Raw genomic sequence first — 12,720 nt, 5'->3', positions numbered from 1 at the left:
TTTACTTATTTAAAAAAATCGTACCGATTGCTATAAGTACTAGACCCATAATAGAATAAACTGAAATTTTCTGCTGTAAAAACAAAATCGATAAAACTGTAACAACCACTGCATAAACCCCAGTTTGAAGACCACCAAGCATGACTGTATTTCCAAATGTCTTGCTGCCTTGAATGAATCCCCATGATAGGACGATGTTTCCTATAAAAGAAAGAGGCAGAAAATATACATTGAATTTAATGCTGTCTTTTAAAGTGGGTTGAAAAAAATGGGCTGATAAAATAGGTAATAAGGAAAAAACAATAGCACCAAAAACGATTGCACCTATGACAAAAAATTTCAAACAAACACCTCTTATACGCTTTTAGTGTTACTTTATCCAAAGTAGGTTCGTATATTCTATGCCTAAGTAATATCGAGCATTTTTTTTACGTTATCTACTGGACAACGTAAAAGGCACCTTCCTGTCCGGAAGGTGCGCACTTTTGGTTTATTTTGCAGAAAAACTAAAAAGCTTTTCTAAATGATGTACGATTTCACCTTTATCAGCTTCAACAATCTCCAGGTATTGTGGTTTATTAAACAATTGGTTGATTTGTTCAGGGAATGTCTGTTGAATCTCACAACGCTCAATGGATTCATTAAATTTCGCCGGATGAGCAGTGGCGAGGGTGACACAGATTTCACTCGGAATATTACAGTTTTCGTATGCAGCTACCCCACACGCCGTGTGTGGATCTAATAAATAACTAGTTTCTGAATTGTACTTACTGATCGTTTGTAAGCACTCTTCCCCATTTACTCCATGTGCAGCAAAATCTTCTTGCACTTTATGGAGCAGATCGCCGCTTACAACAATTTTTCCTTCTACGTTAAAGTTTTCCATTAAGTCCGACACGGCCTTTGGATCTTCTCCAAGTAGATAATATAGATAGCGCTCAAAATTGCTGGCTACTTGAATGTCCATGGATGGGCTGAATGTGCTGCGGAATTCACCTGGCTTGTACAATCCATCACGAATGAAATTTTCTAGTATATTATTCTCATTCGTAGCAACGATGAGCTTACCAATCGGGAGACCCATTTTCTTGGCAAGATAACCAGCAAAGATATCTCCAAAATTACCTGTTGGCACACTAAAGTTTATCGTCTTTAACCCAGTAGCTTTTTTCACTTGGAAATATGAATAGAAATAATAAACCGTTTGCGCCATGATTCGAACAAAGTTAATGGAATTGATTGCACGCATATGGTATTTGTTTTTAAACTCAACATCTGCGAACAATTCCTTGATGATTCTTTGGCCATCATCAAATGTACCTTTAATGGCTAAATTCAACACACTTTTATCATCGACCGTCGTCATTTGTAATTCTTGTACCTTACTTACTTTGCCGTATGGATGCAAAATACAAATACGAATGCCTTCCTTTCCTCTGACACCTTCAATCGCTGAGGCACCTGTATCCCCTGAAGTAGCACCGAGAATATGAATCGACTCCCCTGTCTTCTTGGATACATAAGAATATAAATTCCCTAAGAATTGCAGTGCGATATCTTTAAAAGCAAAGGTCGGTCCGTGGAATAGTTCTAAAACATACATATTATCCTTTAACTTTTGAACAGGCGTTACCTCTGGGTGACGAAAGGTTGCATAGCTTTTCTGAATGAGTTCTTTCAACTCATTGTCTGGTATTTCACCGTCAACATAATAAGAAAAGATTTCGAATGCTAATTCTTGATAGGTTAGATTGGACATAGATTCTAACTTTTCTGCAGGAATTTGTGGAATTTTCTCCGGTACTAATAGTCCCCCATCATTTGCTAGCCCCATTAAGACTGTGTCGATAAAACCAATTTTACTTACATTTCCGCGTGTACTTACAAAGTTCATAGCTGCCTCCTGTATCTATTAAAAGTTTGATTGCCTCAGGTTTGAAGTGTGAGATTATATCCTTTTAAAGTGCTAAAATATAAATTTCATTTTAACATAATTGAGTGAATAGTCTAGAAATTATTGCTTTAATCTTCATTATTTTTATCCTTTTTGATTTTTATTTCATATTCAGATTTTTGATGTCTTGAAACAAATTTATTATGGGTAATCCAGAAGCGCCATGGATAATCCTTGGCTTCACCAGATTTGTCAATTCCAATCCTTTTCCCGACCGATATACTCTCCGGACAAAAACCTTTAGCTATGTATAAAGGTGGAAGTGTAAGAGAACTGCCATAGTCCTCCATGGTAATACCCATTGATTTAGTCAGTTTACCAGGACCATTAGTTAGATTTGTTATATCTTGAATTCCTCTTCTTCTTTTCATCAATTCAATCCCATAACGTGGTTCTAAGGCACGGACCAATACAGCTTCAGGATTTTCTTCACCACCGCTGACCACATTGAAAAGGCAATGGGTATGCATAAGATAGGTATAGGTAAGTCCAGAACGGTGGAACATGACCTCCGTCCTTCCCGTCCGCCTATTATTGTAACTGTGCGCAGCCCTGTCTACTGGACCAATATAGGCCTCTGTTTCTACAATATATCCTGCAGCCATACCCTGATCAGTTTCTTTAACTAGGAGGCACCCCAGTAATGCCTTTGAAAGTTCTAGGGTAGGCTGTTCATAAAAGTCATATGATAGTGGAATGATTTCTTTTGGAATCTCTCCCATACTGCTGCCTCCGCATGAATGATTTTCTTTTTGGTTTACCCTTATTTCGGAGAATTAAAATATGTAATAAAGAAATTTATTTTAAATTATATCTTTGTTATAGTCTGATGTTGATGAACTGTATTTGAAAAATAAACGAAAAAATTCCGGCTAAATTTGGAAATACACCTATTTCCTTAAAAAAAAGGGGAGCTTTTCCGTTTATATGATTCAATTCTTTTGATTTTTTCTTTTCTAGATCAGTTAACCGGGAAATCTCCGGTTATATCTATTCCTTATTCCTCCTCTTTAAACATTAACCGGAAATTCTCCGCCTAGAAATTCTCATACCTAAACGAAAATTAACCCTGCAAAGGCTGCTAAATAATAAATCCTGTAAAATCGTAAAGACACCCTCCTACACGGAAGGTGTCAGTTTTTATATCAATGAACAGATTGACACATGCTTTTGATGATCATTTTTATCATATCCTCAACTAAAGACGGTACTTCTTCAAAGGCGCTTTTAATATGCAGTCTTTCTGTTCGTTTATGGGCATCTTTTCCAAACGGACCGACATTTAGGACAGGTGCACGAAGCTTGGTCATAGCGTCAAAAGGTATACTGTAACTGCTACCCCAAACGGGTGTATTTGCTTTAAATGCAGTCCACCCTTCTTCTTCATCTTGATAGTTAACATAGCTTAAATCACTGATTCCATTAAAATAATGCACCTGTTTTACAGGTAAATTAAATTTTTCTTGTCCTTTTTCCCTAACAAACTGTACACATCTCTTGACGAGGTCATCATCGGAAGAATTAACTGCCGGATAATAAGGAGGTGCATAGAGTAAGATGATTGCTGGTGCAAGCTCCTGACATTCAATCATCAGACTGTCTGCTATTCGTAATGATTTTTCACGGTCATCCCAGTTAGGAATGGTCTGAACTTGAGCCTTTATTTGCTCCACAAAATCGAATCCGAATTTACGGATTGCATGTGTGTGTAAATCGTCGTAACGCAAAACACGGACTTCGCCAACTGGCTCAATAGAGTGCTTCAAACAAACCTCTTTATATGACTGATTGCAGGCTTCCGCAGCTTCAATGGCAACCTTTTCAAATAACCCCATAATTTCGTCAGCAGTCCGTTTCATTAAAAACACATTATATAATGCTGCAGAACGAAAAGGCGTTTGAGCAGAGTATTCCAATCTTAAATCTTTCTGCTGTAGGGTAACAGGCAGTGGTGTAGTTTCGCCATTTACTTTTTCTTGCAGCGTCAAATTCCACTCCATTCTCTGAGTTAAAAATGAAGCAATATATGGTGCCGTAATGCCACTGAGTGGTTCGCCAACATGTGTTTCCTTTCCATAAAAAAGCGCTGATGGCATAATCTTTCCAATGGATCCAGAATATACATAAAAGCTTCTGTCACCCGGTTCTTGGGTAAATACCGGCTCTCCGTTTAGAAAAAGTTTATAGCTAAGATTATGTTGATCCTTTAATTCAAGCAGTTTCGTTACGGCCGCACGCATACCAGTTGAATTTACCTCTTCATCAGGGACTGTAAGCAAGAGCAGATTTATCGGCCATTTCTCAACTGTTGCTTTTTCCAATAACCCCATATGCATTGCCAGTCCCATCTTCATATCCATTGTGCCGCGGCCAAATAAAAATTCCCCAGACAGGAGATCCCTGTGTGCATCTCCATGCAGTTCATCAATTCTATTGAATAGTAATTTCGTCAATTCTTCGGGCTGATAGGCGTACTCCTCTAGGTCTCCATACTCTTCAGTGTTTACCGTATCAAAATGACTCAGTAAAACAATCGTTTCCTTTGAAGAACCATGCTTATATAACCCCGTTAAGAATCTCCGGTCCAAATCAGCCTCATAAAGACCCAAATGGTCCGGATTCTCTTGAAAATACTTAAGCTCCTGAAGTTTCGCCTGAACCTTGAACGGAAACTCCCGCTCTCCCTCTGTTAACGTCATACTCTTCCAGCTCACCAGTTCACACAATAAACTCCGCAGCCTATCCGGTGTTCCCCACCTAAGTTGTTCCATCATTCTATTCCCCTTTAATATTCCAATATTCCATATTCCTTACATAAATTTCCACCCGCAGGATAAAAGTGTCCACCCCAGGTGGACACTGTCCACGAGCGGTGCCTGTCACCCATGTTTGTCACCCATGTTATCCATTGATATTCGTTTCTGAGTTTGCTTTGGTTTGTTTGTTTTTGAAGTAGTAGGATACATAGCATATTATTAGAAATCCTAGTCCGATGAGGAGTCCTATTAGTTGTGTTGGGTCAAATGCCAGGAATATAAGAATAGATACGCAAAATACAATACATACGATTGGAATTAAAGGATAAAATCGTACTTTGTATTGCAGGTCCTCTAATTTCCCACCGCCCTGTAAATATTTACGCCGAAACATTAACTGAGAAAGCGCAATTCCAATCCAGGAGATGGTCACAGATATTCCTGCAACAGACATTAATAGAACGAAAACTGTATCGGCAGCAATCACACTAGTCAAAAGTGATAGTAGTGAGAATATCATCGTAAACACTAGAGCTCTAAATGGAACCTTCCGTTTTGAAAGTTTCCCAAATCGTTTTGGTGCCATTCCCTCATGAGCCATGGCCCACAAAAGACGAGTGGACGCATAGATACAAGAGTTTCCTACTGATAATATCGCTGTCAGAATTACAAAGTTCATAATATCCGGTGCAAATGGAATACCAGCCAACTCCATCAAAGTTACGAATGGACTTTCAAGTAAACCCAACTCCTCAGTTGGAAAAATCGCAGATAAAATAATAATAGAGGCCAAATAAAAGACAATAATTCTAAATAACACGTTACGAATGGCACGAGGGATATTCTTAGAAGGTTCCTCGCTCTCTCCAGCAGCAATCCCGATTAATTCAGATCCTTGGTAAGAAAAAATAACATTCATCATCGTCACAAAAAGAATGGCAATTCCGGCTGGAAATAATCCGGATGGAGCTAGATTGTCTAATAATGGAGCAGGTCTGTCTTCGAGAGGAATAATTCCAAAAATGGCTCCGGCACCAATAATGATAAAGAAAATAACAGCTAGTACCTTAATACCGGCAAACCAGTATTCTGCCTCGGCAAAACCTCTTGTTGTTAGGGCATTAAGTCCAAATAATAGCAGTATAAAGACTGCACACCATATCCAGACGGAAACATCAGGGAACCACCTTTGCATTAGGATACCGGCGGCGGTAAACTCTACACCAGCTGTAGTTGCTGACCCAATAAAATACATCCAGCCTAAAGAGAACCCGGCAGAAGGACTAATGAATTTACTGGCATAGGTTTGAAAAGAACCTGTTACAGGCATATAGACAGCGAGCTCCCCTAGACAGACCATGACCAGGTACAAAATGATCCCGCCAAACAAATACCCGACTAGTGCACCGCCGGCTCCCGATTGATTAATGGTATAACCAGCATTTAAAAATAATCCCGTTCCAATAACTCCCCCTAATGAAAGCATAAATAAATGTCTGCGTTTCATGGAACGATTTAATTGATTTTCCTGACTTACCTGATTCACTGTTTCCATTTTCCCTCTCCCACCCCTCTTAAAATAGCTTTACCCCTTTATTATTAAAATCGCAGTGACAAGCAGCTTAATCCGCCGTCCTGTTTACGGAACTCTGACATTTCGAGTTCAATGGTTTGATACCCTGCATCGTTAATTTTTTGTTTTGTTATAGGATAACCTGCAGGAATGATGACAAAATCGTTCACACGGATACAATTTGCTGCGTATTCCTCTTCAGGCGGAACAACTATTTTTTGATAATGATTAAACTCGGGATGATTGATAAATTCCCCTGCAACCACAATCGTTTGATTTCCCAAATAAGCAATTCCTGTTTTTAAATGGAAGAACTTCTCCAGCTCAACAATCGTACCTTTGTACCCTTCCAATTCTAGAATTGTTTTTAATTGCTCAGCACCATCATGGTTAGTTCTAGCAGAAATTCCTATATAAAAATGATCTTCGATTTGAAGAATATCACCCCCATCAAGAGTTCCCGGAGCCTTAATATAATAAATAGAATCATAGAATGATTTAATTACAGGTTCCATTTCATGGATTTCACCATTCCGGGACAGTGCCCCTGGATTCGAAATGACAGCGAACTTCGGTGTCAATACCGCTGTATCCTCTACAAAAGTTGAGTCAGGAAATTCAATGTTGCTAGGAAGAACTGTTACGGTTGTACCGCATTTTTTTAACGCGTTTATATAGGCCTGGTGCTGTTCTAATGCCATTTCGAGATTAGGTCTTCCTAGATCAGAAGTAGTTAAACCATTGACATAGTTTTCGCTTGGTATTTTAACAATTGTATTTTGAAACATAATACTAGCCTCCTCTTTTAACCTCTTGCTACTGGACATGTAAGACATGTAGGTCCCCCCGTTCCTAAATAAGATATTTCATTTCCTTCATATTCATAGACAGTTGCGCCTGCTGCAATTAATTGTTTCTTTGTTGACGAATTCCCTGAAACCATCACGCAGACTCTTGGTGCGAGCGCAAGAACATTACAGCCCAATCGGTGATACTCTTCATCCGGTACCTCTATTAATTCAAAACCTCGTTTTATTAGCAGCTGCCGGAGGAATACCGGCATGAGTCTTGAATAAACCACTGCTAGATTCTCATCAACAATACTAATAAATGACATAAGATGAAGGCATTCTTCTTCCCCCTGGTCGTGCGGTAATTGGACAACAATACATTCTTCAACCATATCCTTGGTCAGTTCCTTGATTTGTCGGATGGCTTCATCATTTGTACGATAACCACGTCCAATTAATAAAGTCTGATCATCGAGCCAGACGAGGTCACCACCATCAGCCACCGCATCCCCTGTTAGTTCACCAACTATAGGAATCTTCTGTTCTAGTAAAAATTGTTTATAAACCTCTGCCTCTGGTTGACGTAATTTTTTACCTGATTTTAAAATAATGGCTCCGTTTTTCGTGAATTTTACAGGGTCGTGGGTGTAAAGCGAGTCTAATCCTACTGTCCCTGAAGCAGGTAAAAATACAATTTCAGCCACATGTTCTCTAATAATCGTATGAAACTGTTCAAATTCATTGTGTGCTTTTATGTAGTCCGGTTCATTGATGTAATTAAACTTTTTCCATTCATTTCTTAAATGCTCTTGACTGATAAAAGCGTCCTTCGGATGTTTTAAAATTACCTTGTTGAGATTTTTATGCATGGATGATAACATGTTCCTAACCCCCTTTTCCGCATAGTGGAAATCCTTTTCTTTTAATGGAAACTTATAATATGATAATATAAAAAGGGGAAATGTATGTCAATATATTTTGAATTAACTGATAATTAAATATTCTCTTTTTATACTTGGTTGGTCGAAGAAATGATAGGAGTTGGATAGAATGCAAACTATAGACCGTGCTATGCAAGTAATTAAAGTCTTAGCAGAAAGCGATTCGAAACAATGGTTCTCGATTACGGATTTATCAAAGGAATGTGACTTACCTGTCAGTACCATGCATCGACTTTTACAGTCCATGATTAAACATGGATTAATTCAGCAGGATCCTAATCTAAAACTCTATTCAATGGGATATACCTGGATGGAATATGGATTAAAGATGTATGATACCTTTGATTTTGTCGGTCTAATCCGACCGGAAATGGAGAGGTTAATGCATGAGGTAGAAGAGAGTGTTTATTTTAGTAAACCTATAGGATCAGAATCTATAATTGTTGAAAGAATTGATTGCCCGTATAATCCGATCCGGATTTATGATCAGTTGGGAATCAGAATCCCAATGAATATCGGGGCTGCCAATAAAGTTATGCTGGCAAATATGCAGAGGGAAGAAGCGTTAAAAATTATAAGTGAGTTAGTAATAAAAGAAGAAATTGAATCTTTCCTTCAACTGCTAGCCACCATTCGTCATAGGGGTTATTGGGAAAGCCACGGAGAAAGAACGAAAGGCACCTCCTCCGTCGCAGCTCCTATTTTCAATCACTCCAACGAATTAATAGGGGCATTAAGCATTGGTTACGTAGACATCAACCAAACAGATAAAAAAAGGCAGTTATTTATTGAAAAGGTAATTCAAACCGGTTTACGAATATCTGCTAAACTAGGAAGTAAACTTAGAATTAATACGGGACAAAAATATTAAACTAAACGATTGTCCCAAAAAAACACTCTTCCATCGAACTGGCAAGAGTGTTTTTAGGTAGATTGTTTATTGTATATTACTGAAAGGGTGAATATTTATTCTTCTGAAGGCACTCCAGCTTTTCCCTAGTGTGTATTAAGTATTTCCGTTACAATTACTTTCGGAACATTCAACGTTTCGAAGACAGTATTCGTTACATTACGAGTTAATTCTGCTACTTTCTCTTTTGGTCTTCCCTCATCATTCGCCCTTGAATAATAGGCATAAAAATCCCTCTTTTACATTTTTTTCTCACACCCTTTCCTACAGTTTAATCGTTATATTACAAATTCCGAATGGGTGTATGCCTTCCGTTTTCCGGACGCAAGCGTCGTGGAACAGGAGAACAAGATAGTAAAAACAATATCTCTTTTTTACTTTTGATTCTACTTACGTTTCCATATTCCCCCCAAATGGAAATGGTATTTGATGATGGTTCTATGGACCTAAATTTTTACCAATATTCAAAAAAGTATAAATCCTTTATTGAAAATATTGCTTCTAGTGTTTATAATCTCTAATTAGAGAACTGTATTAACTATTAGTAAAGTGTAATTAGTGTTAACCCACAACAAATATGAATCCACTCATATTTACGTAAGCGTTGTCATTTTATTTATTTTTTAGGGGGAAAAAATATGAAAACAATTAATCCTACCGAGGTTATTGCTGCCAGCAAATTTAACCGTTTTCATTTAGGATTGCTATTATGGAGTTTTATCATTATTTTGTTTGATGGTTATGATTTAGTAGTCTATGGAACGGTTGTACCAAGCCTGATAGAGGAATGGAATCTATCTTCGGTGGAAGCAGGAGCTATCGGAACCTATGGGTTATTTGGGATGATGTTTGGGGCAATCTTTTTTGGTACTTTAGCTGACCGTATTGGCAGAAAGAACGTGATTGCGATAACATTAGTGCTGTTTAGTTTATTTACATTCCTTTGCAGCTTTGCCGAAACCCCTACAACCTTCTCAACCTTTCGTTTCTTAGCTGGGTTAGGTTTGGGTGGAATCATGCCAAATGTTATCGCACTATTAACTGATTATGCTCCTAAAACAATGAGAAGTATGATTGTAAGTATCGTATTATGTGGTTATTCTGTTGGGGGAATTCTTGCTCCCTTAATAGGGATTTTTATAATGCCAACTTTTGGGTGGGAATCAATCTTCTGGTTTGCTGGTGTTCCTTTACTGTTTTTACCTATCATGTATAAAAAACTGCCCGAAACAGCCAGCTATCTTATCCGTACAGGCAAAAAAGAAAAATTGATTGCAACCCTTGCGAAAGTAAGTCCAGAATCGCATTTTAGTGCAAATGATGAAGTTATCGACGTAAATATACAAGAATCAAAAGTTCCTATTATAGGACTATTTAAGGAAAACCGAGCCTTCAGTACGATTATGTTTTGGACAGCGTTTTTCAGTTGTTTATTAATGGTGTATGGGTTGAATACTTGGCTTCCAAAATTAATGATGGAAGCAGGTTATGGCTTAAATTCAAGCTTAGGCTTTCTGATTGCCCTCCAAGGTGGTGCCATTATCGGGACACTCATAATCGGACGACTTTGTGATAAATATGGTTCAAAGAAAATGCTTGTTCCAATGTATGCCTCAGGCGCTGTGGCTCTGACACTCCTAGGATTTGGAGGTAATACGTTAGTAATCTATCTGTTAGTAGCTGTTGCCGGAGCTGCAACCATTGGTGCACAAAATATTGTTCAAGCCTATGTTTCTCAGTACTATCCGCCAACGATTAGATCTACAGCATTAGGGATGGCTTCTGGAGTCGGCAGGACCGGCGGTATGCTCGGACCCCTTTTAGGAGGATTTCTATTATCCGTTTCTTTACCCATTCACTTAAATTTTATTGCCTTTACGATCCCAGGCTTGATTGCAGCCGCCGCACTCTTTATGGTGCCTGTAAAAAATGCCCATCAAAATGTAAACGATACCAAAGAGGAATTTAATAAAGTTCATGTTAGTTAATAGATTAAAAGTATCACCTCCGGATAGTAAAGGGATCCCATTTAAGGTGTTTTTCTAAAAACAAGTACGGAATGGTTAGTCATATTGACATGTTATTAGTATATAAAGTGAAAAACTCGCCATTTGGCGAGTTTCTTTATTAGGAATGATTAAAAAATAATATAGGTGTTCTTTCCTGCTGCTTTGGCACGATATAAGGCGTTATCTGCATTTTTAAGGATAGTATCTAAATTGATACCTCTACCGGCAGGATAAAGTACAATTCCAATACTTGTGGAAAGTTGATATTCTCTATCCCAGGTATTTAAATAGTTTAGCAACTCTTCCGCTAGACAGCTAATTTCCATACTAGAAGAAATTGGAGGGAAACTGATTATAAATTCATCTCCCCCTAATCTTACAGCAAAGGCACTTTTATGTTTGTCTACAACCTTTTGAATTTTTAATGCCACTTCCTTTAATACTCGATCACCTACATCGTGCCCATGTAAATCGTTTACCTTTTTAAACCCATCCAAATCAAGAAAGAAAAATACTCCACCTGCTTTAGAAACGTCTTCAAAGGAATTAAAAAGATACTGCCTGTTATATAACTCTGTCAAAGAATCTCTATAGGCAAGACGCTCAAGTTCCAAATAATAAGAAAACATCTTGGCTATTCTTTGGAGCAAATCAATACTCTTCTTGTCAAAATCGCTAGCCTCATGATGAGCCGCACATAATGTTCCAAACCTCTCCCCGCTTACAAGGGAAATCGGAATTCCTAAATAAGAGTTAATATTAACTAATGCGAGTATTTCTCTTAAATCATCCAAGCATGTTTCTTTTCTTAAATCTTCATAGATTAATGGTTGGTTCTTTTGGAAATCTATTCGATTACAAACGGTTTCATCAAGATTAATAACCATTCCTTCGCTCAAAGAAATGTGCGTATTAACATCCGATAGTTTTAGGATAATTTGCTCTTTATCACTAAAAGAGGTTAAATAAATCAATTTGTCTGGTAAAATTTCCTTTGCTAAATTAAGTACATCATTAGCAAGTTCATCAAAATTCTTATATGTTTGCAATTCTTCTAAAGTTATAACCATAAAGCACCTCAATGCCCCCAATTTTAGAATAACACCTAAAGTTTAACATATATAACTAGGTACTGTTCAACAATCGGCCCCACAAAATCATACTCTTTACTCTTGCACCTATTAGTTGAAGTGGGGGGATTTTCTATATTTTGTAGATTGTTCAAAAGCATACGCATGTTTAATTAATGTTCATTCACTAAAGGTACCTCCAGCAAAAGTTATTCGAAGGGACTTCTATTCTCCATATAACCTGCAGGGACTGCGGTGGTAGGATAGCCCGCTTTAGCACAAATAGTAGAACCAATATAAGGAAGGAAACAATATTGCATCGAGAATATACTCTTTTAAAACAAAATCAATACCTTGCTCTTCGGAAAAATATAAATCTTCTAGTTTAGCATGTAAATATTCAGGATTCCCCGATGTCTTATGTGGCAATCCCTCTCCATAATTGAGCATATTCTACCCTAAACTTTAAAGCCTTCTTTTCATTCCTAGTATTAAATTCAATTAATTCTTTATCGGAATGTACAGAGGCAGGTAAGAAGGCAATAAGGAAAGGAAATTTCCTAATGCTTGTTTCATTTCATCTATTGGAACCCCCATTAGGCAGTTTTATTATTTATGAGCGTTCTGGTTAATGTTGGTAGTCAATTTCTCCATTTGCAAGGATAACGGCCCATTCCATCGTATTTTCCAGTTTCCTAATATTCCTCTGCTAACCT

10 protein-coding genes and 1 pseudogene are annotated in these 12,720 nt (G+C 37.7%); 2 read left to right on the top strand and 9 right to left on the bottom strand.

The window, feature by feature from the left end; translation table 11 throughout:
• Position 1 precedes the first annotated feature (1 nt).
• The 7 genes from BANA01_RS09485 to BANA01_RS09455 form a co-directional block, all read right to left on the bottom strand.
• Positions 2-343 carry a hypothetical protein gene (locus BANA01_RS09485; RefSeq protein WP_063252859.1) on the bottom strand — a complete coding sequence of 114 codons (342 nt, stop codon included), beginning with the start codon at positions 341-343 and terminating at the stop codon, positions 2-4.
• Between the two features lie 147 nt (positions 344-490).
• The gene (gene thrC / locus BANA01_RS09480; RefSeq protein WP_063252857.1) at positions 491-1,894 is read right to left on the bottom strand and encodes a threonine synthase; all 1,404 of its coding nucleotides are present in this window, start codon (positions 1,892-1,894) and stop codon (positions 491-493) included.
• Positions 1,895-2,022: 128 nt separating this feature from the next.
• The gene (locus BANA01_RS09475) at positions 2,023-2,676 is read right to left on the bottom strand and encodes a DNA-3-methyladenine glycosylase (protein ID WP_063252856.1); all 654 of its coding nucleotides are present in this window, start codon (positions 2,674-2,676) and stop codon (positions 2,023-2,025) included.
• Between the two features lie 423 nt (positions 2,677-3,099).
• On the bottom strand, positions 3,100-4,725 hold the full coding sequence (locus BANA01_RS09470) for a M20/M25/M40 family metallo-hydrolase (RefSeq protein ID WP_063252851.1): 1,626 nt from the start codon (positions 4,723-4,725) through the stop codon (positions 3,100-3,102).
• A 130-nt stretch (positions 4,726-4,855) separates the two neighbouring features.
• Positions 4,856-6,265, bottom strand: a complete 1,410-nt coding sequence (locus BANA01_RS09465; protein ID WP_063252849.1) for an amino acid permease — start codon at positions 6,263-6,265, stop codon at positions 4,856-4,858.
• Positions 6,266-6,309: 44 nt separating this feature from the next.
• Complete coding sequence (locus tag BANA01_RS09460; protein WP_063252848.1) at positions 6,310-7,071, bottom strand: dimethylarginine dimethylaminohydrolase family protein; 762 nt, start codon at positions 7,069-7,071, stop codon at positions 6,310-6,312.
• 17 nt (positions 7,072-7,088) lie between these two features.
• Positions 7,089-7,955, bottom strand: coding sequence for a dimethylarginine dimethylaminohydrolase family protein (locus BANA01_RS09455; protein ID WP_063252846.1), 867 nt, complete (start codon positions 7,953-7,955; stop codon positions 7,089-7,091).
• Between the two features lie 169 nt (positions 7,956-8,124).
• Here BANA01_RS09455 and BANA01_RS09450 point away from each other — a divergent pair, with 169 nt between their 5' ends.
• Together BANA01_RS09450 and BANA01_RS09445 are read left to right on the top strand one after the other, a co-directional pair.
• Positions 8,125-8,886, top strand: coding sequence for an IclR family transcriptional regulator (locus BANA01_RS09450; protein WP_063252844.1), 762 nt, complete (start codon positions 8,125-8,127; stop codon positions 8,884-8,886).
• Positions 8,887-9,563: 677 nt separating this feature from the next.
• Entirely contained in the window at positions 9,564-10,913 is a 1,350-nt protein-coding gene (locus BANA01_RS09445; protein WP_063252843.1) for an MFS transporter, read from the top strand.
• A 149-nt stretch (positions 10,914-11,062) separates the two neighbouring features.
• Here BANA01_RS09445 and BANA01_RS09440 read toward each other — a convergent pair whose 3' ends face one another.
• Together BANA01_RS09440 and BANA01_RS30320 are read right to left on the bottom strand one after the other, a co-directional pair.
• Positions 11,063-12,004: a sensor domain-containing diguanylate cyclase gene (locus tag BANA01_RS09440; RefSeq protein WP_063252841.1), complete on the bottom strand. Its 942-nt coding sequence runs from the start codon at positions 12,002-12,004 to the stop codon at positions 11,063-11,065.
• Between the two features lie 111 nt (positions 12,005-12,115).
• Positions 12,116-12,598 (bottom strand): annotated as a pseudogene (locus tag BANA01_RS30320) (amidase); the annotation flags it as partial.
• Between the last annotated feature and the right edge of the window lie 122 nt (positions 12,599-12,720).

It is taken from the genome of Neobacillus niacini NBRC 15566 (assembly GCF_001591505.1).
Taxonomy (GTDB): Bacteria; Bacillota; Bacilli; order Bacillales; family Cytobacillaceae; genus Neobacillus; species Neobacillus niacini.
The sequence above is the reverse complement of the archived record's forward strand: the minus strand, read 5'-3'. Positions and strand labels throughout refer to the sequence as shown.

Excerpts from the sequence above, each read along its gene's own strand:
- BANA01_RS09465 (WP_063252849.1), bottom strand. The coding sequence starts at position 6,265 with ATGGAAACAGTGAATCAGGTAAGTCAGGAAAATCAATTAAATCGTTCC.
- BANA01_RS09450 (WP_063252844.1), top strand. The coding sequence starts at position 8,125 with ATGCAAACTATAGACCGTGCTATGCAAGTAATTAAAGTCTTAGCAGAA.
- BANA01_RS09440 (WP_063252841.1), bottom strand. The coding sequence starts at position 12,004 with ATGGTTATAACTTTAGAAGAATTGCAAACATATAAGAATTTTGATGAA.
- thrC (WP_063252857.1), bottom strand. The coding sequence starts at position 1,894 with ATGAACTTTGTAAGTACACGCGGAAATGTAAGTAAAATTGGTTTTATC.
- BANA01_RS09470 (WP_063252851.1), bottom strand. The coding sequence starts at position 4,725 with ATGGAACAACTTAGGTGGGGAACACCGGATAGGCTGCGGAGTTTATTG.
- BANA01_RS09475 (WP_063252856.1), bottom strand. The coding sequence starts at position 2,676 with ATGGGAGAGATTCCAAAAGAAATCATTCCACTATCATATGACTTTTAT.
- BANA01_RS09460 (WP_063252848.1), bottom strand. The coding sequence starts at position 7,071 with ATGTTTCAAAATACAATTGTTAAAATACCAAGCGAAAACTATGTCAAT.
- BANA01_RS09455 (WP_063252846.1), bottom strand. The coding sequence starts at position 7,955 with ATGTTATCATCCATGCATAAAAATCTCAACAAGGTAATTTTAAAACAT.
- BANA01_RS09445 (WP_063252843.1), top strand. The coding sequence starts at position 9,564 with ATGAAAACAATTAATCCTACCGAGGTTATTGCTGCCAGCAAATTTAAC.